The 26745-nt window shown below is 50.8% G+C and carries 23 protein-coding genes; 3 read left to right on the forward strand and 20 right to left on the reverse strand.

Annotated elements, in window-relative coordinates:
• Positions 1–216: 216 nt before the first annotated feature.
• The 8 genes from F456_RS0102515 to leuB all read right to left on the reverse strand — a co-directional run bounded on the left by F456_RS0102515 (position 217) and on the right by leuB (position 8880).
• The gene (locus F456_RS0102515; RefSeq protein ID WP_018975428.1) at positions 217–1485 is read right to left on the reverse strand and encodes a DUF4129 domain-containing protein; all 1269 of its coding nucleotides are present in this window, start codon (positions 1483–1485) and stop codon (positions 217–219) included.
• Positions 1482–2618, reverse strand: coding sequence for a DUF58 domain-containing protein (locus F456_RS21635; RefSeq protein ID WP_169577826.1), 1137 nt, complete (start codon positions 2616–2618; stop codon positions 1482–1484). Before F456_RS21635 ends, F456_RS0102515 begins: the two co-directional genes overlap by 4 nt.
• Positions 2619–2714: 96 nt before the next feature.
• The gene (locus F456_RS0102525) at positions 2715–3992 is read right to left on the reverse strand and encodes a DUF4129 domain-containing protein (RefSeq protein ID WP_018975430.1); all 1278 of its coding nucleotides are present in this window, start codon (positions 3990–3992) and stop codon (positions 2715–2717) included.
• Positions 3989–5143 carry a DUF58 domain-containing protein gene (locus F456_RS0102530; protein WP_018975431.1) on the reverse strand — a complete coding sequence of 385 codons (1155 nt, stop codon included), beginning with the start codon at positions 5141–5143 and terminating at the stop codon, positions 3989–3991. Before F456_RS0102530 ends, F456_RS0102525 begins: the two co-directional genes overlap by 4 nt.
• Positions 5144–6112, reverse strand: coding sequence for an AAA family ATPase (locus F456_RS0102535; protein ID WP_018975432.1), 969 nt, complete (start codon positions 6110–6112; stop codon positions 5144–5146).
• A 366-nt stretch (positions 6113–6478) separates the two neighbouring features.
• Positions 6479–6889, reverse strand: coding sequence for a hypothetical protein (locus F456_RS0102540; RefSeq protein WP_018975433.1), 411 nt, complete (start codon positions 6887–6889; stop codon positions 6479–6481).
• Between the two features lie 225 nt (positions 6890–7114).
• Positions 7115–7660, reverse strand: coding sequence for a peroxiredoxin (locus F456_RS0102545; RefSeq protein WP_018975434.1), 546 nt, complete (start codon positions 7658–7660; stop codon positions 7115–7117).
• A gap of 140 nt (positions 7661–7800) precedes the next feature.
• A complete protein-coding gene (leuB, locus tag F456_RS0102550; protein ID WP_018975435.1) occupies positions 7801–8880 on the reverse strand; it encodes a 3-isopropylmalate dehydrogenase in 1080 nt (359 codons plus the stop codon).
• Between the two features lie 296 nt (positions 8881–9176).
• Between leuB and F456_RS0102555 the strand changes: the two genes are divergently transcribed.
• Complete coding sequence (locus F456_RS0102555) at positions 9177–10157, forward strand: aldo/keto reductase (protein ID WP_018975436.1); 981 nt, start codon at positions 9177–9179, stop codon at positions 10155–10157.
• Positions 10158–10336: 179 nt separating this feature from the next.
• Here the strand turns inward: F456_RS0102555 and F456_RS0102560 are convergent, their stop codons facing one another.
• The 12 genes from F456_RS0102560 to F456_RS0102615 all read right to left on the reverse strand — a co-directional run bounded on the left by F456_RS0102560 (position 10337) and on the right by F456_RS0102615 (position 24214).
• Positions 10337–11884: a 2-isopropylmalate synthase gene (locus tag F456_RS0102560; protein WP_018975437.1), complete on the reverse strand. Its 1548-nt coding sequence runs from the start codon at positions 11882–11884 to the stop codon at positions 10337–10339.
• Positions 11885–12009: 125 nt separating this feature from the next.
• Complete coding sequence (gene ilvC, locus F456_RS0102565; protein ID WP_018975438.1) at positions 12010–13002, reverse strand: ketol-acid reductoisomerase; 993 nt, start codon at positions 13000–13002, stop codon at positions 12010–12012.
• 256 nt (positions 13003–13258) lie between these two features.
• Positions 13259–13744: an acetolactate synthase small subunit gene (ilvN, locus tag F456_RS0102570; protein WP_026293601.1), complete on the reverse strand. Its 486-nt coding sequence runs from the start codon at positions 13742–13744 to the stop codon at positions 13259–13261.
• A gap of 14 nt (positions 13745–13758) precedes the next feature.
• Positions 13759–15519: a biosynthetic-type acetolactate synthase large subunit gene (gene ilvB, locus F456_RS0102575; protein ID WP_018975440.1), complete on the reverse strand. Its 1761-nt coding sequence runs from the start codon at positions 15517–15519 to the stop codon at positions 13759–13761.
• 746 nt (positions 15520–16265) lie between these two features.
• Complete coding sequence (locus F456_RS24635) at positions 16266–17237, reverse strand: ABC transporter permease (protein ID WP_026293602.1); 972 nt, start codon at positions 17235–17237, stop codon at positions 16266–16268.
• A gap of 3 nt (positions 17238–17240) precedes the next feature.
• Positions 17241–18317 (reverse strand): ABC transporter permease, encoded by a 1077-nt coding sequence (locus F456_RS24640; RefSeq protein ID WP_018975442.1) that lies wholly within the window; start codon positions 18315–18317, stop codon positions 17241–17243.
• On the reverse strand, positions 18314–19849 hold the full coding sequence (locus tag F456_RS0102590; protein WP_018975443.1) for an ABC transporter ATP-binding protein: 1536 nt from the start codon (positions 19847–19849) through the stop codon (positions 18314–18316). The genes F456_RS24640 and F456_RS0102590 overlap by 4 nt, the downstream gene beginning before the upstream one ends.
• Positions 19850–20101: 252 nt before the next feature.
• Positions 20102–21145: a BMP family lipoprotein gene (locus tag F456_RS0102595; protein WP_018975444.1), complete on the reverse strand. Its 1044-nt coding sequence runs from the start codon at positions 21143–21145 to the stop codon at positions 20102–20104.
• A 432-nt stretch (positions 21146–21577) separates the two neighbouring features.
• Positions 21578–21937 (reverse strand): 50S ribosomal protein L20, encoded by a 360-nt coding sequence (gene rplT / locus F456_RS0102600; protein WP_018975445.1) that lies wholly within the window; start codon positions 21935–21937, stop codon positions 21578–21580.
• A 33-nt stretch (positions 21938–21970) separates the two neighbouring features.
• A complete protein-coding gene (rpmI, locus tag F456_RS0102605; RefSeq protein WP_018975446.1) occupies positions 21971–22171 on the reverse strand; it encodes a 50S ribosomal protein L35 in 201 nt (66 codons plus the stop codon).
• Positions 22172–22183: 12 nt separating this feature from the next.
• Complete coding sequence (infC, locus tag F456_RS0102610; protein WP_018975447.1) at positions 22184–22681, reverse strand: translation initiation factor IF-3; 498 nt, start codon at positions 22679–22681, stop codon at positions 22184–22186.
• A 294-nt stretch (positions 22682–22975) separates the two neighbouring features.
• Positions 22976–24214, reverse strand: coding sequence for a glycosyltransferase family 2 protein (locus F456_RS0102615; protein ID WP_018975448.1), 1239 nt, complete (start codon positions 24212–24214; stop codon positions 22976–22978).
• A gap of 617 nt (positions 24215–24831) precedes the next feature.
• On the opposite strand from F456_RS0102615, the gene F456_RS0102620 reads away from it, so the two are divergent.
• Entirely contained in the window at positions 24832–25359 is a 528-nt protein-coding gene (locus tag F456_RS0102620; protein WP_018975449.1) for a phosphatase PAP2 family protein, read from the forward strand.
• A gap of 221 nt (positions 25360–25580) precedes the next feature.
• The gene (locus tag F456_RS0102625; RefSeq protein ID WP_018975450.1) at positions 25581–26723 is read left to right on the forward strand and encodes an MGDG synthase family glycosyltransferase; all 1143 of its coding nucleotides are present in this window, start codon (positions 25581–25583) and stop codon (positions 26721–26723) included.
• The last annotated feature ends 22 nt before the right edge of the window (positions 26724–26745 follow it).

Here is a 26745-nt window from a genome sequence, read left to right on the forward strand (position 1 = left end):
TCGGTCAAATTTCTTCTAATTTCATTCATAAAGAAAGAAAAAGCTTCCTACCGTACAACAATATTATCACAGAAAACTGGCAGAGCATTACGGCTGTCCTGCATCTCATGTTCTGCATATTCGGCAAAAAGCCCCGGATGTTCGAATAAGTCGAATTCCGGAGCTTTGTTTGATTTTTGGGGAACACTTTAGGCTTCAAGTGGATGAACTTTGTGGCTATACTGTGTTTCGCCGACGATCCCCGTTCCTCTCCTTTGCTTGGCCGCTATAACGCGTTTCATTGTACTGTTCAATCAGCTTATCCAATTGTTGGCTGTCCGGCTCCTGAGCAAACGGACTATCGGCAATATCACGTCCCGTTTCAGCAGGTGTAAGTCCGGGCTTGAACTGGTAACCTCGTTTTCCCGCTTCGCGAACCAGTCGAAAATAAGCTCTTCTCGGGCCTTCAGGTGGTTCGAGGCTCTTACTGGTGGTCCGTCGCACCTTTTTCCGTGCCCCGACATCCAGTTTCTCAGTCGTATCCGCATAAGCGATCTGTTCGGGCTGCTGCAGAGGACGCGCCGCAATGCGCCAATTGGCCAACAAACGTTTCAGCCAAGCCGGGAAGCGTTCAAACAATATGGCATACAGCCATCTTAGCAGCATAAAAATGGCAGTTGCAGCAGCAAGCGAGAAAATGCCGGCAACTCCCCAAATGACCCAGCGCTCCCACCCGGCTTCTCCTTGATCGTCTTCACCCTCTTCGGGAATGATATAGGCCTCTGAAAGCCCAGACGACTCCGGAGGCGGCTCTGACGGCAGTGTCCCGCTGTCAAAGTCAAAGCCGAGAATCTGCTGCCAGAGGCGATACAGCCATTCTAGAACGACAGAAAACTGGGTTACGCCGCCAATGATTATAATTACCGTCAGTAGAACTGCCATAAAGCCGCGGTTTATCATCAGCAGTCGGCCTGAAGGAATTTCTTCGCTGTCCGACAGTCCTAGAGCTTCCCGCACTTTTTTCGTATTCCTGCGGAGCAGCAGAACCGCCAAAGTGGCTGTACCCGCCGCATAGACTGAGAATGCATAAGGTTGAAGAATGCCTGGCTTCAGTGCCCACGTGTACAATGCGAAAGCACCAATCAGAGAACAGCCGACAAGCAGCGTTTCCCAGCGTCCCTCCGAAGCCCGGATCATCTGATATACGCCTCTTGTGCCTGCAGCGATCAGCAGCGCGAGCAGAAAGATAATCCGTCCATCCATAGATACAAGCACAGCCATAAGCACAGCCAACAGAGCGGGAAAGATCACTGCAGCCAGATGCGCTTTTTCTTTCGACAAGCGTTGACCGGCGATGCTTCCTGCAAATACGCTCAGTCCGAAAAATGCTGTAATAATGAATGGCGAAACATCCAATATGTACATAGATATAAGGAGCAGCACGGGGTAAAAAAGTGCCGTTTGGCCGAGTGCCACAGCCAGCGAATTCGTCAGTATCTTTTTCATGCGCCGGCCTCCTTCCGTAAAGCCGAGTATACAGAGTCTTTCGCTTCGCGAGCGCGAGGCGGAGCTGCCGCTTCTACAGGATTAATTGTAACCACTTTGTGCCCAAGGCGCTCCAACCGCTTGGACGCTTGGCGAATCTCCGTGGAATCCGCAGATGTAATGACGATGTAATCCCGTGATACGCCCCGCTCTTCCGTCTCGGCGATCAGACAGTCGGCCAGACTTCTGCGTTTATGGAGCCGTATTCCGGCCATTGCTTCCATAAGAAGCTGATGATGAGCCGAGCCTCCGCCCGGAGGAATCCGCTGTGCAGACAGCGTATGCGCATTATGCGTAAAGCCTACCGGCACCCCGTCTGCAATTAACTGGGAAGCACAGGTAGCGGCCAAGCTAATTACGTGTTCCGCTTCGGCTTCTCCACCACCGCCCTGAAGGCCGACAACGACCTGTCCGATATCAAGCACGATCATGACGTACGGATCGGCAGAATGTCCCTGCCGGTACACTTGAAGTCCTCCGGTTCGGGCACTGGCTTTCCAATCGATCCGGTTCATGGGATCGCCAGGCGCATATTCGCGCGAACCTTCGATCATAAAGGGATCATCCATAATCCAGCGCCGTACGGCAAACTCACCCTGCCAGCTTCTCCACTCGTACGGCATACGAGCTTGGTCCAGCAGCTTGGGATAAACGATTAACGGACTTCCGACGTGTTCGGAACGCGAGCGTTCCATGAAGCCGAGCAGATCGCCAGCGGTCATAAACACGGTAGACAGCTTGAATATGCCGCGTCCTTCGCAGGTTATAAAATGTCTTCGTGTTACTCGCCGCCGGGGCATCAGTGCAAAGCCGCTTGTATGCGTCTGATAAACGCTGCCCACTGCCATTTTTACAGACTTCTGACCGCGAAAACGAAATACGGAAGGGAATTCAGATTCCAACCGCAGCCAAGGGATTGGCAGCTTTTTATCGTTCTCGATCACTTCGATCAGCTCCAGATCTTCTCCGGCGTGACATCTTTCCCGGTCAAATCGTCTGCTGTAGCGAACTCCCCGCAGCGCGAAACGCCCGATCAGCTGCGCCTGCAGCACAGCCAACAGAATGCCCGTAAAAATCATCCAAAATAAAGCCAAATTCATCCCTTCTTTCTTCAAGAGGACGTGCATCCTAATATTCCTTATTCCTCCATTATAAGTGATAAGAATTTAAATAGAAAAAAAAGAGAAGCGTTATTCGCGCTCCTTCTCTTTTCCGCTGCGGTAGCGTGCATCGTTATAACGTTCCACCAACTTCTCCAATTCCGCGGAAGAGAGCTCCGTATAACGGCCTCCGGACAATTCGCGGCCATTCTCCGCCGGCGTACGGCTGGCTTTGAAGAGAAAGCCCCGCCGGGCCGCATGAAGAATGATGCTGCGATAACGAAGCTTCGGATCTTCACCGGTATATTCCGCTGCGCGGCGAAAAGGGCGGAAGCGGCGCTTTTTCGTTCCTGCCTGCTCGGCGGTCAACTTCTCCGCCCGATCCGTGTAATCCTTACCCTCTTGCGAAGCGCGAATCTCTCGCATAAGTCCTAATCTGGTCGCGATCTTTCGAATCAGATTGCGAAGACCGTTTGGCAGCCAGCGGCCGAATAGACGGTACAGCAGCCAGAGAATCACGGAGGCTATAACCAGCGTAAACAAGATTTGCAGGATAAGTCCGACCCTTTTCAACCAGAGCGGCGTTTCTCCTCCCTCTTCACCGAGAGCCTGAATCGCCGAGTAATCGACAGCTGGCATGTTTGGAATTTCCGGAATCGGCTGCCCCCCCGTATTTGAGAAGATGGACAGCCACCATTCCCGAATAGCTCCCAGTATGCCTGTCGGCCCTCCAATAATACCGACTACAACGACAAGCAGTGCCACCATCCAAGTCAACCGTCGGTTCATCATCAGAACCCCACCAAGCGATGACGTCTCCTGACCCGCGGCATTTCGTACCCGATCGCCGTTGATCAGCAGTAGAGTAAGCGCCAGCAGCAGCACGGCGATCATATACAAGAACGGCCGATAAGTGGAAAGCTCGGCTGTTCGTCCGGCGACTACGTACAGAATAAGCATGGCACCCAGCCCGCTGAGCGGAATTCGAAGCTGCATATTGTCCCACAGCTGTCTGCGGCCGGTCAGCAGTCCTCGGAGAGCAGCAAGCAGTAGGGCTGCAGCTGCGGCTCCCCGAATCAGCAGACCGGCCGGGATCAACAGCGCAATTAGAATTCCGAATGCGAAGGGCAGCAGCGTCGGCCAAGAGCCCATGCGCCTTTGTGCCTGCCGCAGGCCTATCAGACTGGCAGCCGCATGCAGAACAAATAGAGGGAATAGCAGCAGCAGATCCGGCAGCTGCAGTATGTAATGCGCCAGCAGAACGACAGCTGAATAAACAGACAGTGTTTCAAGAAGCGAATAGGCAGCCGGACGGCCCAAACCCTGCAGCATAGGCGGTCGAATCGGCTCTTTCTCCATCGTTTTCATAATACGGCCTCCTCTTTGCGCGGCGCTTCACGGTTCTGTGACGAACGGGTGCCGGAAGCTGCAGTATGGGTTCCATCGGCCGAAAATCCTGTCACACCTACCCGATGACCGAGCGCTTCCAGTGCAGCGATCGCTTCCTCCAGCTTGGCCGAACGGTGAGCCGTAATGATCAAATAGTCGATCGGCTCGCTAGCCTCACGACGTGTTTCCAGCAGCAGCAGATCAGAGAAGGGTTGGCGTGATTTCATTTCAAGCGCAGCCATCGTCTCCATCATCCTGTTGAGGTGCACCGGTCCGTAATCCGTTTCCAGTCGGTATCCGTCTTCGCCAAGCTGAGAATCTCCATTATGTGCAAACCCAGCAGCCATCCCCTGGCCGATCAGCGAAGCCGCACAGGTCGCCGCCAATGACAGCTGCCGCTCGATCAGTCCTGGGCGGGTTACAACACTCCACATCGTTTCCGAGTCTTCGATGTTCAACAGAATCATGACTCGGGGATCGGCCGAATATCCGCTCTTGTGTACCTGAAGCTGACCTGTGCGCGCACTGGCTTTCCAATGAATCCGGTTCATCGGATCGCCCTGCGCATATTCGCGTACTCCTGTCATCAGAAAAGGATCCTCTACGATCCAGCGGCGCACCGACAGTTCTCCCTGCCATGTCTTCCATGATATCGGCAGTTCTCCGTCTCCCAGCAATCGGGGATAGATGACTATTCTGCTGCGAAGGTCAATCCTTTTTGAAGGCGCATACATTCCAAATAAATCGCCACCTGTCATTGTAGCCGATTCAATTGGATAGATCCCTCGTTCCCGGCATGTGATCCGATGCGTTCGCGTAATTCTGGTTCGAGGCGGCAGCGTAAACAAGCTCGTATGATTTTGATAAATATTACCTTCACTGACGTTGGTCTCGGCACTTCGGGCAAAAGACAATGCCGAGGGCAGCATGGACTCCAGTCTTAACCAAGGAACAGGCAGCGGCTTACGGTTGGAAATGGTCTCAACCATCTCAATCCGTTCACCTGCACGACAGGCATATTTACTGAAATCGCGCTTGTAATCGAGCCGTGCCAAGGCTGGCCTCCCTAACAGCCAGCCCTGCACGATCACAATCAGCGAGACCATAATCAGAAATCCGAGCAGCGCCATCTATCTCACTTCGCTTTCCAGTCCCTCTTCGCTTGGAACCGGGATTCGATCCGTCAGCTCCGCCAAGATGCGTTCCGCAGGATTGTCCTGCAGATCATAGCGGTTGTTCAGTACCAGGCGGTGCGCACAGACCGGAACGAGCAGCGTTTTGATATCGTCGGGCAGTACATAATCCCGGCCCTTGAGCGCTGCGTAAGCCTGACAGGCTCGCAGCAGCGACTGAGTGCCCCGCGGGCTGATACCGAGCGCAAGTTCCGGATGGCTTCTCGATGCCTCTGCAAGCGCCACAATATAATCCAGCAGATCATCGGCAATCGTCACTTGGCGGCACTGGCGCTGCGCTTCAAGCACTTGCTGCGCAGTGGCTGTCGCCGTCGTTGTCTCTGCCGAAATGCCTTCGGCCTGCATGGTCCGCCGCAGAATCTCCCGCCCTTCCGGCGCCGAAGGATAACCCAGCTTCATCCGAATCATGAAACGGTCCATCTGCGCTTCCGGCAGCGGGAACGTTCCTTGATTGTCGACGGGATTCTGGGTAGCCAGCACCATAAAAGGCTGTTCCAACTTCATCGTCTGTCCGTCTACGCTGATCTGGCGTTCTTCCATGCATTCGAGCAGACTGGATTGAGTGCGGGGAGTAGCCCGGTTGATTTCGTCGGCCAGCACGATACGCGCAAACAGCGGACCGGGACGGAAATGAAACTCGCCATCTTTTTGATTATAGAAATGGATACCCGTTAAGTCCGATGGCAGCAGGTCCGGCGTAAACTGGATACGCTGGAAGGTCAAGCTGAGCGAAGCGGCCAGACTCTTGGCCAGCATCGTCTTGCCTGTTCCCGGCACATCTTCGAGCAGTACATGTCCCGAAGCGAGCAGTGCAGTCAGCAGCAGATCAACTTCTTCGTCTTTGCCTACAATAATTTTCCCGATGTTTTGTTTGAGTTCGGCGGCCAGTTCTTGTACTCTTCTCATGAATATTCCTCCGTCTTTGCATAGGCTTCCTTACAATTCGAAAATGACAAGTTCCAGATATGTACCGAAGCTTCAGCTTATTCTTCCTATTTTTTCCTCATTTTATTCTAGCAAACCTGATACTCTTTTCCAAACATGGACTTTCTATAGGGGTAATACGCTAAATATGTTTAAGCGTTTCTTCATTTATAAATATCTAGTATTTTGTGTAAATATTTAGCGATATAAGTTGGCAGAAACAGCCTTCGCCAATCGTCTTGATCTTAAAAACACAAATAAAACCGGAAGGATCGGGAAAGATCACTTCCGGTTGGTATAGGAAATTCATCATTGTCAGCAGTTTCTTCAATCCTGATTAGAGACCGATCAGCGTTTACTATGCTGCAGTTTCTCTAGCTTTTGACTCATTACCGCAAGGCGACGTTTCAGATCAACCTGCCAGCGCTTGTCGCCCATGCCTTTGGCAACACCGAGCAGGTCAAGCGACATATCGATCTGATTTCGGACCGATTCAAGCTTGTCTTCGCTTTCCAAGCTGACGCAGTTGGCAAACATCTCCGCTTCGTCCTCCAAAACGTAATCCTGGAAGTTGATCTCTGCTTCGCCATCTCCATGCGCGTATTCGGCCAGAATTTCATACTCGCTTTCCACTTTATAATGAACTTCAATCCGTTGACATACCGGACAATATAACAGAGGAACGTTATGAACTTGCGTCCGATAATGCTTCAGCGTCCCCTTCGTTCCGATCATACTGGCTCCGCAGCAGAAACTCATGGCCGTTCACACTCCTTCATCTATTTCTAATCATATTATATCTATCAACCCAATTTCCACGCTTTGAACATTCACGTTCGGTTCAGCCCCATATTAGCATGTAAATCCCTGATATGCCAGCTGCAAAAGGTGCAAAAAAGCCTTCTTTCCGGTATTTTCCGGAAAGAAGGCTTTACTTATGAACCGTCGGCATATCGGCAAAGATGCCGATGTGCGGCTTCGACCTTAACCTTGCAGGTTCTGGTCGCCCGGTTTCCAGTTCATTGGGCACAGACCGCCCGATTGCAGGGCTTGAAGCACACGCAGCGTTTCTTCTACACTGCGGCCCACATCGTTATGGTTAACAACCTGGTACTTCAGTTCGCCTTCCGGATCGATGATGAACAGACCGCGCAGGGCCACACCTTCGTCTTCGATCAGAACGCCGTAGTCGCTTGCAACTTTTTTCGTAATGTCGGATGCGAGCGGGAAGTTGATCTTGCCCAGACCACCGATTTCCGTTGGAGCTGCGATCCATGCTTTGTGGCTGTGTACGGAGTCGATGCTGACACCGAGAACTTCAGTGTCAAGCGTCTGGAAGTCACCATAAGCGTCGCTCAATGCCGTGATTTCAGTCGGGCACACAAATGTGAAATCGAGCGGATAGAAGAAGAATACCAGCCATTTACCGCGGTAATCTTCGAGGGATACCTTACCGAAATCTTGTCCGTCCCCGGATACTGTTTCCATTGTAAAAGCCGGAGCCGGTTTACCTACCAAACGTTCTGCCATGTTAGTAAAATCCTCCTTCAAAATGACACCCGGTGATGAGTGTTTTCTGAATATTCTGAAACATAAAACCCAATGTCAATATGTTATCACCGGGATTTTTCAAAGTCAAGATTATAACGCTTGTTCTTTTATAATCATTATCATTTGCGAATAGCTTTGAGAATTAGCTCGCCCATCTGCTTCGTGGACAGCGCTTCGACACGTCCTGCGGCAATGTCGCTCGTCCGATGTCCGGCATCAAGCACCTCAGCCACGGCTCGTTCGATCGCATCCGCTGCTTCACCGTAACCGAAACTGATACGCAGCATCAATGCAGTCGACAAAATGGTTGCGATTGGGTTGGCCAGTCCTTGTCCGGCAATGTCAGGTGCGGAGCCGTGTACCGGCTCGTAAAGACCGTAGCTGCCTTCACCGAGAGAAGCGGAAGCCAGCATCCCAATCGATCCGGTCAGCATCGCCGCTTCGTCACTCAAAATATCGCCAAACATATTCTCCGTTACGATAACGTCAAAACTGGAAGGTCGGCGCAGCAGCTGCATAGCGCAGTTGTCGACCAATACATGTTCCAGTTCGACTTCCGGATAATCCGCCGACACCCGAATCACAGTTTCTCTCCAGAGACGGGATGTTTCCAATACGTTCGCCTTATCCACAGAAGCCAGCTTCTTTCGACGTTTCATCGCGATATCGAATGCTTGACGCGCAATGCGCTCCACTTCAGTGACATTATAAGCGCAGGTATCCACCGCTTCCTCGCCATACTCTGTCTCACGCCGGAACTTTTCGCCGAAGTAGATCCCTCCGGTCAGTTCCCGCACGACCATCAGATCGGTACCTTCCAATACTTCCGGCTTCAGTGTCGAAGCGTCTTTCAAGCAGTCGAAGACAACAGCCGGACGCAGATTGGAGAATAGACCCAGCTCTTTGCGAATGCCGAGCAGACCTGTTTCAGGACGCAGTTCTTTCGAATTGTTGTCCCATTTTGGGCCGCCAACCGCACCGAGCAGTACAGCATCTGCCCGTTTGCACACCTCAAGCGTTTCGGCCGGCAGCGGTGTACCTTTCTCATCGATTGCAATGCCACCGAACAGCGCATGCTCCGTTTCGAACGAATAGCCGAATACTTCTCCGACTTTTTGCAGCACTTTTTCCGCTTCCGCTACTACTTCCGGTCCGATTCCGTCTCCTGCGATTACTGCGATTTTTTTCGTCTCAGCCATCTGTCGCACTCCCTATTCTCCGTAGAATTCCGGTCGACATAACAATTGTTTTCCGCTGCCGTTCCGGCTTGAATCTTCTATTTAAAAACAGTAACATACCCACTCAGGAATTGACCAAGATATAGAAGCTATCAGTTCCATAGGTTTTCCCTATAAGATAATATTCACCGTATGCACTTATCACCTCTATAACGCTTCTCTTTCTTAATGAAATTTGCTTCCTTATCGAACGGTTGTTACACTAGAGAAGAAGAAGATTCGCAAAACCATCCCCTTTAAGGAGCTGAGCGAACAAGATGGAGTACACGTATTTGGGAAAATCGGGATTGAAAGTCAGCAGAATTTGTCTGGGAACGATGAATTTTGGAAACCAGACCAGCGAGCAGGACGCTTTCCGCATCATGGATGAAGCACTTGATGCCGGAATCAACTTTTTCGATACTGCAAACGTTTACGGAGGCAAGGATCAAGCGGGATTGACTGAAGAAATCATCGGACGCTGGTTCAAGCAGGGTGGCGGACGCCGCGAGAAAGTCGTGCTGGCAACCAAAGTATACGGCGGTATGGGCGATGAAAACGACGGACCGAACGGAGATCGCGGACTGTCCGCCTACAAGATCCGTCGTCACCTCGAAGGCTCGCTCAAGCGTCTACAGACCGATTACGTCGAATTGTACCAAATGCACCATATTGATCGAAACGTCGGTTGGGACGAGCTCTGGAATGCCTTTGAAGTCGCTGTCGTCCAAGGCAAGATTGGCTATGTCGGCTCCAGTAACTTTGCGGGATGGGACATTGCTGTCGCTCAAAAGGAAGCGGAGAAACGCGGCATTGTCGGCCTCGTCTCCGAGCAGCATAAATACAGCCTGCTGACCCGTCAGCCTGAACTTGAAGTGCTGCCGGCTTCACAGGCACTCGGCCTTGGCGTGATTCCATGGAGCCCGCTCGACGGCGGACTGCTCGGACGCAATGCGCTGAAAAAGATTGAAGGATCTCGCAGCGGCGGCAATGCCGAACGGGTTGAACAGCATAAAGCACAGCTTGAGCAGTTTGCGGAACTGTGCGGGGAACTCGGCGAAGCACAGGATACGGTGGCGCTCGCATGGCTGCTGTCCAACCCTGCGGTTACCGCGCCGATTATCGGACCGCGTACACTGGAGCAGCTTCAGGATGCGCTGCGGATCGTCGACCTTAAGTTGGACGAATCCTCGCTCAAGCGTCTGGACGAGATCTTCCCGGGACCAGGCGGTTCTGCCCCGAATGCTTATGCCTGGTAGATCAAACATTTGATGTTGATTCATATTGGTAAACCAAATATCGAGTATCAGCGGGTTGAACTTTAACACGGTGAAACGCTTGCTTTTCTGTATAAGATAACAAAAGAACGAACCAGCGGATTTCTTCCGGGGCTCGTTCTTTTTGTTATCTCTATTCTTATTCTACCAGATCTACCAGTTTACCAGACCTTCTCGGCTCCCTTGCGGCTGCCGGGAAGACGGCGTTTCTCTGCCAAACGATTGAGCGCGTCGATGTAAGCACGGGCACTGGCTTCAAGCACGTCGGTGCTGACGCCTCGGCCGCGTACTTCCGTTTCGTTCTGACGAAGCGTCACATGCACTTCGCCAAGCGCATCCTTGCCAAGCGTAACGGCCTGGATCGCGTAATCGACCAAAGTCACTTCTTCGCCAACGGCCTGATCGATAGCATTATAGATCGAATCGACCGTACCGTTACCGCCGGACTCCGCCGTACGGCTGCCTTCACCGGCTGCGGAAACTGTAACTTTCGCCGTCGGAGCCGCTTCGGTCGCAAACGAGAAACTAAGCGATTCCAATACATATTGCTCCGGTGCATCCGCCAGCCGCTCTTCGAGCAGCGCCAGCAGATCGTCGTCGGTAATTTCTTTTTTCTTGTCCGCCAGATCTTTGAATCTGGCGAATGCTTCGTTCAACTGCTCCTCTTCCAGCATGTATCCCATTTCAAGCAGCTGCTCGCGGAAGGCATGTCGGCCGGAGTGCTTGCCGAGTACGAGCTTGCTTTCTTTATAGCCAACCGTCTCCGGCGACATAATTTCGTATGTCGTCTTTTCCTTAAGCATCCCGTCCTGGTGGATCCCCGACTCATGCGCAAAAGCATTGGCGCCGACGATCGCCTTATTGCCCGGCACGCTCATGCCGGTCAGCTTGCTGACAAGCCGGCTTGTTCTGGCGATTTCGCTCAGTGTCAACCCGGTCTTCGCTCCGAAGTAGTCAGCGCGCGTCTCCAATGCCATTGCAACTTCCTCGATCGCGGTATTACCGGCGCGTTCCCCGATTCCGTTGATCGTACCTTCGATCTGGTCCGCTCCATTCAAAATGGCCGCCAGTGCATTGGCCGTGGCCATGCCAAGATCGTCGTGACAGTGCGCGCTGAGCTGTACTTTCTCAATATCCGGCACATTTTCTTTGAGATGACGGAATATCGCACCGTATTCTTCGGGATTGAGATAGCCGACCGTATCGGGGATATTGACGACATATGCACCTTCGCGCACCGCCATCGCCACAACTTCAGCACGAAAATCCGCTTCAGTCCGGCCTGCATCCTCCAGCGAAAATTCAATCTTGGAGAAATACTTTTTGGCATAACGGATCGCGGACTGGGCCGCTTCCAGCACTTGGTGCTTCTCCATTTTCAACTTGTATTTTCGGTGGATCGGCGATGTTGCCAGGAACACATGCAGACAAGGGTCGGCAGCGCCTTTCAACGCTTCGCGCACCGCATCAATATCATTTTCCCGCGATCGGGCAAGTCCGATAACACTGACATTTTTGACTGCCCGTGCTACTGCATTTACCGCGGCCAGATCGCCCGGCGAAGCAGCAGGGAATCCTGCTTCCATGCGGTCGACGCCCAGCTTCTCCAGCTGATGCGCGATTTCGACCTTTTCCCGCGTATTCAGGTTGACGCCCGGCGACTGCTCGCCATCGCGCAGAGTCGTATCAAAGACATAAATTTTTCGCACGGTTTGGCCTCCTTCATTCTGTTCAAATGAATATGAAAAGGGGCCGTCCCGCATGCAGCATGCTGCGGTGCGGGATAGCCCCGTCCCTATGGTGTGCACTCAAACACAGCCTGGGCTTTCAATACTTATTTTTTGATCCAATGCATCATTTCGCGCAGCTGCGATCCGACAACTTCAAGCTGATGCTCGGACTCGTTGCGGCGGGTAGCGGTCAGGAACGCGCGTCCGGATTGGTTCTCCAACATGAAATCGCGTGCGAATTTACCTTGTTGGATATCCGACAGCACTTCTTTCATCGCTTTCTTCGTATCTTCCGTTACGATGCGGGGACCCGTTACATAGTCGCCGTATTCCGCTGTGTTGCTGATGGAATCGCGCATTGTCGACAGACCACCTTCATACATCAGGTCGACAATCAGCTTCAGCTCGTGCAGGCACTCGAAGTAAGCCATTTCCGGTGCATATCCGGCTTCCGTCAGCGTTTCAAATCCGGCTTTGACCAGAGCACTCACACCGCCGCACAGCACAGCCTGCTCGCCGAACAGATCGGTTTCCGTTTCTTCACGGAACGAAGTCTCAATAACGCCTGCACGAGTACAGCCGATACCTTTTGCATAAGCCAGACCGATGTCTTTCGCTTTGCCGGTAGCATCTTGGTGGATTGCGATCAGACCCGGTACGCCGAAGCCTTCTTCATAAGTTCTGCGGACCATGTGACCTGGCGATTTCGGAGCGACCAGCAGTACGTCGTTGCCTTCTTTAGCGACGATCTGACCAAAGTGAACGTTGAAGCCGTGTGCGAACAACAGAGTCGCATCGGATTTGAGGTTCGGTTCGATTTCGCTTTTATACACGGAGGCTTGCGTTTCGTCCGGCATGAGGATTTGTACGATATCGGCGCGCTTGGTCGCATCAGCAACCGACAGCACTTCGAACCCGTCTTCTTTTGCCTTATTCGCCGATTTGCCTTCGCGAAGACCGACAACTACCTGCAGTCCGCTGTCGCGCAGGTTCTGCGCATGCGCATGTCCCTGGCTTCCGTAGCCGATAATTGCGATCGTTTTTCCTTGAATCACGCTCAGGTCTGCATCGTTTTCATAATAAGTCGTAATTGCCATTCTTGTTTCCTCCTTTGTGTATAAAGCCTCAACCCTGCCCAAACAAGCGGGTAGCTCAGCGGAACCGGAAATCTGCCGGAGCTTGCAATTCTGATTTTCAGAGCCGGCTCCGTTCAGCTCCCCGCCCGTTCGGGCGAATGTACACGGACCTTCGGGATTCGTGGGCGCTGCCAACTTTTCCCGAGTCCGTACGTTTACTCGTCAATCCGTATGTGCGTTATTTATTCTATTACAGTTTCAATGCAGCAAGATTCGATTAGGCGTTGCCCCGCACCATCGCGGTTACTCCGGTACGCGATAATTCGCGGATACCGTAAGGACTTAGAAGCTCGATCATCGCGTCAATCTTCTCGGTATCTCCAACAACCTGTACCGTCAGACTGTGAGTACCGATGTCGACTACAGCTGCGCGGAAAGTTTCAACCAATCCCATAATTTCCGGCCGTGTAACCGGTTCGGACTTCACTTTGATCAAAGCCAATTCCCGGCTGACCATTGGATTGGCGCTGAGGTCAACTACCTTGATTACGTCGATAATTTTGTACAGCTGCTTCTCGATCTGCTCGATCGTCTTGTCATCGCCGATGCTTACGATGACCATTCGGGAGAGCCCCTGCTCTTCCGATTGGCCTACCGTAATGCTCTCAATGTTGAAGCCTCTCCGGCCGAACAATCCGGATACACGCTGCAGCACGCCCGGCTGGTCGTTTACGAGTATAGCTATGGTATGTTTGGTCTGCATCGTATTCGTCATGGTCATTCGTCCCCCATCAGCATTTGATCCAGCGTCTTGCCCTGCTGCACCATCGGATACACGTTCTCGCCTTTCTCGACAACGAAGTCGATCACGACCGGTCCCGGAGTATCCAGCGCTTCCTGCCAGACTTTGCGTGCTTCTTCCTTAGTCGATGCCCGCAGTCCTTTGACCCCGTAAGCTTCCGCCAGTTTGACAAAGTCCGGGCTGCCCGACAGATCGATATGGCTGTAACGATTCTCGTAGATCAGTTCCTGCCACTGGCGAACCATGCCAAGCACCTGATTGTTCAAAATAACGACTTTGACTGGGATGTTGTTAATGGCGCAAACCGCCAGTTCCTGAGAACACATCTGCACGCCGCCATCACCGTTGATCGAGATAACCAATCGTTCCGGCTGCGCCATCTGCGCGCCGATTGCGGATGGAAGGCCGAAGCCCATCGTGCCCAGACCTCCGGAAGTAATCCATGAACGCGGATTATTGAATCTGTAATACTGAGCCGCCCACATTTGATGCTGTCCGACATCCGTCGTCACGATCGCTTCACCATTTGTCGTTTCGTTCAGCAGTTCTACTACCCACTGCGGCTTCAGACCGATCTCGTCTTCTTTGTAATCGTCTTTATAACGGAACGGCTTCTCCGCTTTCCACTGTTGAAGCTTCGCTCTCCACTCGTCCGCCAATTCGGCCCGTTTAACCGACTTATTGAGCAGTTCCAACACCGTTTTTACATCGCCGACGATTGGAATATCCGTTTTGACGTTCTTGCCGATTTCGGCTGGGTCAATATCGATATGCGCGATTTTCGCTTTCGGCGCAAATCCGTTTAGCTTGCCCGTTACCCGATCGTCGAAGCGGGCACCAATGCTGATCAGCAGATCCGTTTCTTGAATCGCCATGTTCGAAGCGAATGTTCCATGCATGCCCGGCATCCCCAACCAATGCTCGTTTCCGCTTGGAAAACCTCCGAGTCCCAGCAGCGTTGTCGTGATCGGTATCCCGGTCTTCTCGACCAATTCCAGCAGCGCTTCATGTCCTCCGGAATATACGACTCCGCCACCTGCCAGAATGAGCGGACGCTCCGCTTTCGAGATGGCTTCACCCAGACGTTCAACCTGCAGCTTGTTCGGTGTCATCCGCGGATTGTAACCTCTCAGTGCAACCGGCTCTGTATGAGGCTGGAACAGGGTCATTGCCGCCGATACGTCTTTGGGTATATCGATCAGTACAGGACCTTTACGGCCCGTATTCGCGATATGAAAAGCTTCATGAATGATGCGTGGAAGTTCGTCGACACTTCGTACCAGATAACTGTGCTTCGTAATCGGCATCGTAATACCGGTAATGTCCGCTTCTTGGAAAGCGTCGGTTCCGATCAGCGTTGAAGCGACGTTGCCGGTAATGACAACAAGTGGTGTCGAGTCCATGTAGGCAGTCGCAATGCCTGTCACCAGGTTGGTCGCTCCCGGTCCCGAAGTAGCAATGCACACGCCTACTTCGCCGGATGCTCGAGCGTATCCGTCCGCTGCATGAATAGCTCCCTGCTCGTGCCGGGTCAGCAGATGATGGAAATCTTTGAAGCCGTACATAGCGTCGTAGATATACAGTACCGCTCCACCGGGATAACCGAATACGCATTTGACACCTTCCAGCACCAAACTGCGGAGCAGAATATCCGAACCCGTCAGGACTTCCTGCTTATCCACCCATTTTTCTTTCAATTCCTCTGTCGATCTCGCTTCTGGCATTTGTGCGCTCATCGTTATTCCCCCTTCCAAAGATTACATCAATCTCACATCATCGGATTGTAACAGGCCTTTCGAGCGGTGTTTTCACGCTCTTTCGCATAAAGGCTACGGAATCGAGTCCTTCTTATAAACCAAAAAACCTTCCGTCCCGCAAAGCAGATTTTCTGCTTCGAGGGACGAAAGGTTATAAGCCTCACGTGGTACCACCCAAATTTGCTCACACCTTACGGTGTGCAGCCTCAAGCGAATCTGAAATTGAAACCTCCAATTTCAAATACGCGGTTCATAACGCGAACCTCACGATTCCCCCTAATAGGCCGTAACGAGTTCATATCGGCAGCAGCCGGAAAAGTCGTTCGTTGTTCAGGGAAACAGCTCCGAGGTGAGCTCGTATATAAGGGATTTTGGCGGTAGGTTCCAGCGTACTGCTTCCCCCGCTCTCTGGCAAAAGAGCCCTTAAAACTTCGTCCTCTTCATAGCCGATCAGTTATTCAAGCTGTATGGTGCTGAATGTTAGGGTTATTATATGACTTTAGTTTTGGGGAAGTCAACACCTATTTTCGATAAAAACTAAAAAACTGATTTTAAAAATACTTCTCCGGCGTACAATTTGTCCGTCATTCGAGGACAAAAAAACCGTTCCTCTTTATCGAGGAACGGTTTGGCAAGCCAGTTTCCTGACTTTTTGGAATATAAGTGGAAGCCGTAGGGAAGACAGGGATAACGAAGGAAATCCAAAAGTAAGTTTAACTCTTCCCTTAGCGTTTTCCCGGATCGTAAGGTTCTCCCAGCGCTGCCGGAGCCCTTGATTTGCCAACCGCAACTACCAGAACGATAACGGTCAGAACGTACGGCAGCATCAGAATGAAATCCTGCGGAATGCTGGCCGACCATTCAAACAGCTGTACATAGTTCCGGATCGCCTGCGCGAAACCGAAGAACAGCGCCGCACCGAAAATACCGAGCGGATTCCATTTACCGAAGATCAGAGCGGCAATAGCAATAAAGCCTTGGCCGGAGATCGTCGTGTGCGAGAACAGCCCTGTCGTCGTCAGTGTGATAGTTGCACCGCCGAGACCTGCCAGCGCTCCGCTCAGCATAACGCCGATATAACGCATACGATTGACATTGACACCCACTGTGTCTGCTGCACTCGGATGCTCGCCGACGGCCCGCATCCGAAGACCGAATTTAGTCTTATACAGCACGTAGTACGTAACAAATACGAGAATAATGGCGATGAATGTCGTTGGGTACGAATTCAGAATACCGGTTCCCAGGATTGGTCCGATAACGGGAATAGCGGCAATATCAGGGAAACTCAATTTCGCCAGACGGTTCATCAGCAGCGGACTCTCGCCGGCACCCTCAAACAGAAGTTTTACCAAGTACAAAGTGATGCCGGTCGCCAGGAAGTTGATAACGACACCGCTAATCGTCTGGTCCGCTTTGAACGTAATGGTAGCGACAGCATGAATCAGCGATCCCAGCACACCAACGACGATCGCGGTTACGAGACCAACCCACGGCGAAGCTCCGCCCATGCCGGCTTCTTCCGCATAATACGTACCGATCGCTGCTGCGAACGCTCCGAATACCATCAAACCTTCAAGTCCGATGTTGACAACGCCCGAACGCTCCGAGAAGAGTCCGCCCAGCGCGGCAAAAATTAGAGCTGTCGAGAAGACGAGCGTCGTATTGATCAGATTACCGAATGTAAGAAGATCGATCATTTACAACACCTTCTCTTTCTTACGTTTGTAAACGGGTTTAAGGAGATAACGTACAATTCCTTGAGCCGCGATAAAGAATATGATCGAGCCAATAACGATCTGGATAATCTCCGACGGTACGCCCGCCTCAAAACTCATTTCCGAAGATCCATAAGTCAATGTACCGAACAATCCCGCACCGGCCAGCACACCGAATGGATGCGTCATCCCAAGCAGCGCGACAGCGATCCCGTTGAAGCCATAGCCCGGCAGTGAAGAATATACGCTCTGGTAATGGAATACGCCCAATGTCTCAAACGCACCCGCCAGACCGGCAAACACACCGCTGATGAACATGGCTTTAACAATATTTTTATTAACATTGATCCCTGCATAACGAGCGGCCTCCGGATTGCTGCCGACGGCACGCAGTTCGAAGCCCTGTTTCGTTTTCCACAGGAAATAATAGAAGAATATTGAAGCTAAGATAGCAACCAGAATCCCCCAGTGGACACGGGCATTGCCCATCATTTCCGACAGCCAACCGATAGAAACCCAGGCCGAAGACTCCACATCAAGCGAACGCTGGTTGCCTGGCAGCAGCAGGAATGTCCGAACAATATAGTTACAGAGGAATAACGCGATCCAGTTCAACATGATTGTCGTGATAACTTCGTTGACGCCCCGCTTGGCTTTGATGTAGCCGGCAAGTGCTGCCCACAGACCACCAAACAGTCCGCCTACAATGATCGCCAGCGGCGCATGAATGATTGCCGGAAGACCTGTCAGCTTGATCCCGATCAATGAAGCTCCCGTCATGCCCAGCAGTACTTGACCTGCTGCACCGATGTTAAACATACCGGCGCGGAAAGCAAAAGCAACCGCAAGACCAGTGAGTACGAGCGGGGCCATCTCGCGCAGCGCTTCGCCGAAGCCGTAAGGAGAACCGAAGACTCCTTTTAGCAAAGCCATATATGCAGTGATTGGGTTATAACCGCCGGTAAGCATTACAACTGCGCCCAGCAGAAGACCCATGACGATGGCTGCCAGCGAAACGACAAACGAATCGCTCGCAAACCATTTCAGAAATTTACTCATGCCTTAATTCCTCCCTGCCGGCTGCCCGCCATCATGAGGCCCAGCTCCTGATCGTTTGTTTCTTCCGGACGTACTTCTCCGATAACTTTGCCTTCGTATACGACGATGATCCGGTCGGAGACATTCAAAATCTCATCCAGTTCGAACGAAACGAGCAGAACCGCTTTACCCTGATCACGCTGCCGAATCAACTGCGTCTGAACGAACTCAATCGCGCCTACATCAAGCCCCCGAGTCGGCTGTGCCGCAATCAGAAAGTCCGGATTTTTGTTGATTTCACGGGCAATAATTGCTTTCTGCTGATTGCCTCCGGACAGCGAACGGGCTTTTGTATGAATGCTCGGCGTACGCACGTCGAAGCTTTCCACCAAACGCTTTGCCAGATCGTTGATTGCACGGAAATTCAGGAATCCACGCTTCGTGTAAGGCTGCTTGTAATAACTTTCCAGCACCATGTTCTCGCTGACCGAGAAGTCCAATACAAGACCGTGCTTATGCCGATCTTCCGGAATATGTCCCACGCCTGCTTCAGAAATCTGACGCGGTGTATGGCTGCCGATTTCTTTGCCGTTCAGCACGATTGAACCGCTGTCGATCTTCCGCAGACCCGACAGTGCTTCTATAATTTCCGTTTGTCCGTTGCCGTCCACACCGGCTACACCGACAATCTCGCCAGCATGTACGTCAAACGTCATGCCATCAAGCAGAGATATACCGTCTTTATTTTTGATCGATACGTTATTGACTTGGATAATCTTCTCTTTCGGCTGCGCCGGTGTTTTATCCACCTTAAATGAGACGTTCCGACCGACCATTTTCTCGGCCAACTGGGAGGGACTGGTCTCGTTCGTTTTGACTGTATCGATCACTTTGCCCCGACGAATAATTGTTACCGTATCAGACACAGACATAATTTCTTTCAGTTTATGGGTAATCAGAATAATCGACTTGCCTTCGGCCACAAGCCGGCGCATAATTTCGATCAATTCCGATATTTCCTGCGGAGTCAATACAGCAGTCGGTTCATCAAAAATCAGAATATTCGCACCGCGATAGAGCGTTTTGAGAATTTCGACACGCTGCTGCATGCCGACAGAGATATCCTCGATTTTTGCATTTGGGTCAACACGGAATCCGTACTGGTCGGACAACTGCTTAACTTTTTCCGAAGCTGTCTTGTAGTCAATCTGTACACCGCCTTTGGAAGGCTCCATACCGAGAATAATATTTTCGGTTACGGTAAACGGCTGAACCAACTTGAAATGCTGGTGCACCATTCCGATTCCGAGATCGATCGCTTTGTTTGGACTGTCAATCGCTACAGACTGTCCATTAATTTCAATATGTCCTTCGTCAGGCTGATACAGCCCGAAAAGGATGTTCATCAGCGTCGATTTGCCTGCACCATTCTCACCAAGCAGAGCATGAATCTCGCCTTTATGCAGCTTAATGCTGATTGAATCGTTGGCAACGATTCCGGGAAAACGCTTCGTAATTTGCTTTAACTCGACAACGGGAGCTGCAGCAGCCATGAGATCACCCTTCATCTTTCGTAGTGGTAGCTTGTCTCAATCAGATGAACGGTTTCGCCTGTCTGAGATTTCGTACCTAACCCGTGTACGAAGTCTCCGACGGAATCGCACTTAAACCGTGTGCGTTTCAGCCAAGCGAAATCCTACTATTTAAGTGAGACAAGCTAGTGGTCCTGCATTTAACGGTAAACGTAACGACAAGGCCGGTTCAAGGAACCGGCCTTGTCACAAATATGATATGGCACGAGGTGATTACTTTACAGTAGGAACTTCGATTTCGCCGCTAACAATTTTTTCTTTGTAAGACTCGACTTCGTCAAGAACTTCCTGCGGTACGTTAGCGCTGGATGTGTCAGCAATGCCTACGCCGTCTTCTTTAAGTCCCAGGACAGTCGTTGTGCCGCCCTTGAACGTTCCGTCGATTACCTGCTGAGATACCGTCTTGATCGCAACGTCTACGCGTTTGATCATGGAAGTCAATGTGATATCATCACCGAAATCAAGCGATTGGTCTTTGTCTACACCGATAACCCATACTTCTTGGCCTTGACCTTTGCGGTCTTTGGCTTCGTTGAATACACCATTTCCTGTACCACCGGCAGCTTGGAACACGATGTCCACGCCTTCGTTGTACAGAGTGGATGCCGCTGCTTTACCTTCATCCGGTTTGTCGAATCCGCTCGCGTATACGGCTGTGAATTCAGCATCCGGGTTGGAAGCTTCGATACCAGCTTTGAAGCCAATTTCGAACTTCTTGATTGTCGGGGATTCCATACCGCCAACAAATCCGATTTTATTAGTTTTCGTCATTTTACCGGCAACAACGCCGACGAGGAACGCACCTTCGTTTTCGGAGAACAGAACGGACTCTACGTTCGGAGCGTCAACTGCTGCGTCAATAATAGCGAAGTTGGAATCAGGATTTTGCTTGGCAATTTCGCCCAGAGCACTTTCCAATGCGAAACCAATACCCCAAGTCAGATCATATCCGCCTTTTACAAATTTGTTCAGGTTCGGCTGATAATCCGCTTCGCTTGTACTTTGCAGATATTCAACTTTGATCCCCTGCTCTTCCTTAAGCGCCTGCAGGGCTTCCCAAGAGGTTTCGTTGAAAGACTTGTCGTTTACGCCGCCAGTGTCGGTAACCATGCCGATTTTGATGTCGCTTCCGGCCTTGCTTCCTTCCCCTTCACTACCAGTAGAAGCCGAGTTGCCGCTGTTATTGTTGCCGCATGCGGCCAGAACAAGTGAAAAGGCCAACAGCATGAAAAGCGAGAGTTTTACAGCTTTCTTCATTTTGGATAGTTCCCCCTTAGGATCTTTGCCTGATTGGATGAGCGTTCGCCGTTTAAACTACGCTGACTGTACGTTGAACGTCTCTCTGCACAGGATGCTTTCGCTTTTCAGATTATACATTCAGTACGAAACAAAATCTACTATTAAACATTGATTTCAAAAAATAAAATTCGTTTTTTTTGAACTGTAACCGCTTACTATCTTTAGACGTAACATGCGTTGTGACTTAATAACGAACAATATCTTTCTTTATTTAAGGATACATCGTTAAAACGCTTTAAAGTGTTAAATAATACAAAAGCTTTAACAGAGCCATTCTTAGTGAAAATCCTCTTTTTTTTCTTTCTATCGTTCTCTTCTTAGTATAAAGATATAAAAAGATCCCCTAAAGGAAATAGGAATTTCCTTTAGGGGATCTTTCGTACGCTTTAATTAAGCGTTGATTTTTTCTTTTGCAGCAGATGCCAGCGAGTTGAACGCCGTAAGGTCGTTCACAGCCAGATCAGCCAGCATTTTGCGGTTCATGTCGATACCAGCCAGTTTCAGACCGTGCATCATTTTGCTGTAAGACAGACCGTTTTGGCGTGCTGCCGCGTTAATACGAACGATCCACAGTTTGCGGAAGTTGCGCTTCGTCTGACGACGATCGCGGTAAGCATAGATCAAGGATTTGTTAACTTGCTCTTTTGCTGTTTTAAAAATGCGGTGTTTAGAACCAAAATAACCTTTTGCCAGTTTCAATACTTTTTTATGACGACGACGCGTCACGAATCCGCCCTTAACTCTTGCCATATCTAAAGACCTCCCAGTCGATTGTGTTTAGAACTACTTAAGCTGCTTAAGACCTTGAGCCAGACGCTTAACGTCGCCGGAAGCCATCAGATGATCGGCTTTCAGGTTGCGCTTAGCACGCTTCGATTTATGCGAGAGAAGGTGGTTGCGGTGCGAGCTGTAGCGCGTCACTTTACCAGTTCCCGTGATCTTGAAGCGGCCTTTCAAACTGCTGTGTGTTTTCATTTTAGGCATTGTCGTTTCCCCCTATTGGTTTTTCGGTGCCAGAATCATAATCATGCTGCGGCCTTCGAGTTTCGGTTGACGGTCGACCGCGGAAATCTCCGATACTTCGTCCCGTACCCGTTCGAGCACTTTCTGGCCAAGCGAAGCGTGTGTAATTTCCCGTCCGCGGAAGCGTACGGAACATTTTACTTTGTCTCCGGCTTCCAGGAATTTAACCACGTTGCGCAGTTTTGTCATATAATCGTGTTCCTCGATGTTCGCACTGAAACGAACTTCTTTAAGCTCAACGATTTTCTGATTTTTGCGCGCTTCTTTGTCTTTCTTCTGCTGTTCATAACGGAACTTGCCATAATCCATGATCCGGCAAACTGGCGGTTTTGCTTGAGGTGCCATGTTCACCAAGTCCAAATTAAGATCTGCAGCCATCTGGAGAGCCTCACGCAATGGCTTGATTCCGATCTGTTCGCCTTCTGCGCCTACCAGGCGTACTTCGCGCGCCCGAATTTCCTCATTGATCATATGGTCCTTACTAATAACCGTCCACCTCCAAATCGATTTTGTTGCAGGGGCTTATTTGCCCATAATAAAAGGGATACGGACAGACAGTCCGCATCCCTGTTGATCTTCAATCTTCATGAGAAAAATTCTTCATAAATGATTGGATCGGGAACCAGTCAGCTTTACGCCGAACAGGTGAGAAGCGGAGCTTCTGCTTTTGAATCCAAGTTGTTAAACAACACTTTTACAACTATACCAGATCACCAAGCGCTTGTAAACATTTTTTTGAAAAATTTCACGAAGGCTTGTATGTCTTTAGCTTTGCTCGCTTTGCACTTCGTCCAGACGCACGACCCGGGTATGCTTAGTATGGCTCCACTGCTTGTTGTTTTGCGTGAAGAAGGCGTAGAACGTGATTGGGAACCATGACAGCAGGTAGATCGGGAACAGCAGCATGTACGCATACACTTTCCACGATTTGACCTTTTCCAGGAACATGGCAACGAAGAATACGGCAACCTGGGCAACAATAGCAACGGCAGCAACCCACAGCGGCATGTAATCGTAAACGGTCAGAAGATGCGGTCCGCCAAACAAAGCGATATCGCCGTACAATACGACGGTCAGCATCAACGTCAGCAGTACGATGTACACGTTAACCGCATACAGCGCCATATCGAACTTGACCAGACTGCGATCACGGATGCTCTGCCACAGAAGTGGGAAGAAATATTTCCGCGCTACTGTGAAGTGACCCTGCATCCAGCGCAGACGCTGAACGGAAGAAGCTTTGAATGTCAGCGGCTTCTCATCATAGATTTTGGCATGGTAGTTGAATTTCGGATAAACGCCGCGTTTGACACAGCGCATCGTGAACTCCAAGTCTTCGACAAGGCTTGTTGCGCCCCAGCCCATCTCTTGCAGCAGCTTATTGTCAAAGCACATGCCTGTGCCTCCGAGGAAGTTGGCCATATTCAAATTATGACGCGACAGCTGCCACAACCGGTTGATGTACCAATACGAAATTCCGTAAGCAGCCGTAATCCAAGAGTCGTCCGGATTTTTTGTGTCAATGTATCCCTGGATAACTTTGGCTCCACGGCAGAGATCGTCGTTCATGCCAAGCAGGAAATCGGGATGTGCCAGGTTATCTGCGTCCAGCATGACGATGCCGTCATACTCGCGTTCCAGCTTCCACAGTTCCTCCAGCATCCACTCGATCGCATAACCCTTGCCCCGCAAATTCGGATTCGTGCGGACGCAAGCGTTCCAACCGTGTTCGCGTACAATGTCTGCCGTCTTGTCCGTACAGTTATCACAAATGACGAAAACATCGTACAGCTCTTTCGGATAACGCAGACGTTTCAAGTTTTCCATCAGCGCTCCGATGACCTCTTCTTCGTTATGCGCGGCAACCAGAATGGCAAATGATTTTTGCGGCTCAAATGATTTTTGTTTTTGTTTTTTGTACAGTCCGAACAGCGCAAATCCGAACTGGTACACTCCGATTATGGCCAGCAGCACCTGGAGTGTTACGAATGTTACTTGCAGCATGGTTGGTTGAACCCCCTTTTTTTTACCCCTATGTACACAGAAAGTTTTTGTTTGTGTGTCTTCTGTGCATAATGTCCATAGCGACTTTAAAATGACCCTTTTGTTATTTTGGATTAAACATGAATCATTCTTTTCGATTTTGGCGATTTTGCAGACATTTGTCAAAAGCGTGAAATCGTGCTGCAAGTCAAAAAAAGAAGCTTCTACCCTCAAATTACAAGCCGGGTCTATCTGATTCGCTTGCGCAGCACCGGTTATATCCTTATTACGCCGAGTTGCTCGTTTCTTGCTCATTTTCTTTCAGATTTCGAGTTTAGACCCGCCTCCCGTTCTCTCTGTCATCAAATTAAACGCGGAGTACTGATAAAAGTTGGGCAAATTCGGTTAATTTTTTTTAACCCTATTATAATTGCCTTGAATCATTGTATAATTCGGGGTTGATAGAGTCAAAAGTACAACTTCAAGTACAACCTGATGTGGAACTGCCGTCCCGCACTGTTTCGGATTTGGCGCTTTGGAGAAAACAAATCGCCTAAACCGACCGGCGTTGGCAGAAAAAAAAGATAGCCCCGTCGCCTTTTTCATTCGCCGGGCTCTTTATCCGGAGGTATGTTGCTATGCGTAGCTTGCTAATCAAGCTGAGCCAATTGGACCAGCGCATCTTCAAATGGGTGAACGGTCGTCTGCACCATCGCGTTCTCAGTATCCTGCTCTACTATTTGACTCATCTGGGCGGCGCCACCTTTACCATCACGGCGACCGTGCTTGCTTCTTGGCTTGCACCCGCTCCCTGGAATTCGGCAGCCCTGCACTCGCTCGTCGCACTGGCTGTAAGTCACGTACCGGTCGCAATTGTCAAAAAGCTGTATCCAAGGGTGCGTCCGCACCTTGCGCTGCCCGAGACAAACACTTTTCGTAATCCGCTTGTGGATCACTCGTTTCCTTCCGGACACACCACAGCAATTTTTTCGGTCACGGTTCCCATTATGCTTCTGCTTCCTTGGACGACTCCCGTGCTGCTTCCTGTCGCATTAATTGTAGGAACCTCCCGGATGTACCTTGGCCTGCACTATCCTTCCGATGTATTGGCCGGCTGTGCGATCGGATCCCTGACCGCTTGGCTGACAGTTGCATTATGGCCTTAAAGCCGCTATCGTAGAAGGGTACGCAGCCTAAAACAACCCGGTCCGCCGACCGTATCCAACGTCTGGTTCGCGCCCTCTTTCCTCATTTTTATACGAGGCGCCGCCAGTCCGGAATAACGGATCAAATGCGGTTGTTCATGTAAGGGGCGAATCGAAAAATCGGCCAGCTCTTTCGTGCCGCAGGCGCAGGAGCGGGCTTTTCCGAAAAAGGTGACGAAAACGTGTCCAAATACAGAGTGCTGATCCTGTCGGAAGGCTTCGGCGCGGGACATACAAGGGCCGCCTATGCCCTGTCCGGCAGTCTTCGCAAACTTTCACCCGATGTTCAAAGCCGGGTACTGGAGCTTGGAAGCTTTCTCAATCCCAAAGTTGCTCCGCTGTTCATCAGCGCTTACAAGAAAACGGTCATCACACAGCCCCGTCTTGTGCGAATGATGTACAAGCAGCAGTATAAAAAGTCGATCAATCGTCTGGCGACACTGGCGCTGCATCGGCTGTTCTACACCCATGCGCGCGACGTGATCCAGCAGCTCAGACCTGATCTTGTTGTGTGCACTCATCCGATTCCAAGCGCGGTTATTTCAAGGTTGAAGCGCTTGGGCCTGAATGTACCGCTCTGTACGGTCATTACGGATTACGATGCGCACGGCACATGGATCAGCGGAGAAGTCGATCATTATCTCGTTTCCACCGAAGAAGTCAAAAACAAGGTGCTGCTGCGCGGAGTTTCCCCGTTCCGCATCGATGTAACCGGCATTCCGGTTCATCCAAGCTTCTGGGAACATCCGGTCAAAGCGAGCATTCTACAGCAAATGGGTCTCAAAGATATGCCGACCGTTCTTGTCATGAGCGGCGGTTGGGGACTAATGAATGGAGACGTACTTAATCCGTATCTGACGCGTTGGCGTCAAGATGTGCAGCTCGTTTTCTGCGTTGGCAGCAACGAAAAAGCGATGCGCAAGTTGAACCGCGATCCACGCTTTCAACACGAACATATTCGCGTTATGGGTTATACGAAAGAAATCGATAAACTCATGGAAGTCTCCGATCTGCTGATTACGAAACCCGGCGGCATGACTTGTACGGAAGGTCTTGCCAAAGCAATTCCGATGCTGTTCCACAATCCTCTTCCCGGACAAGAAGAAGAAAACTGCGAGTACTTTACCAGCAAAGGCTGGGGCGAGCGGCTTTCTTCGTTGGAAGTGGTCGGAAAGTGGATGGCACGGCTAACCGACGCGGAAGCTTATGAAGAGTTGGTACGCCGGCGCGCAGAAAGCCGTCTGAACATCGAAAAGCTGCGTCCGATGCAAAGTGCGCGGCGAATCATCGAAATATTGGAAACAACGAACAAGGTGCCTTTCTGAGAAATCGGAAAGGCGCTTTTTC

Source organism: Saccharibacillus kuerlensis DSM 22868, from assembly GCF_000378145.1.
Classification (GTDB): domain Bacteria; phylum Bacillota; class Bacilli; order Paenibacillales; family Paenibacillaceae; genus Saccharibacillus; species Saccharibacillus kuerlensis.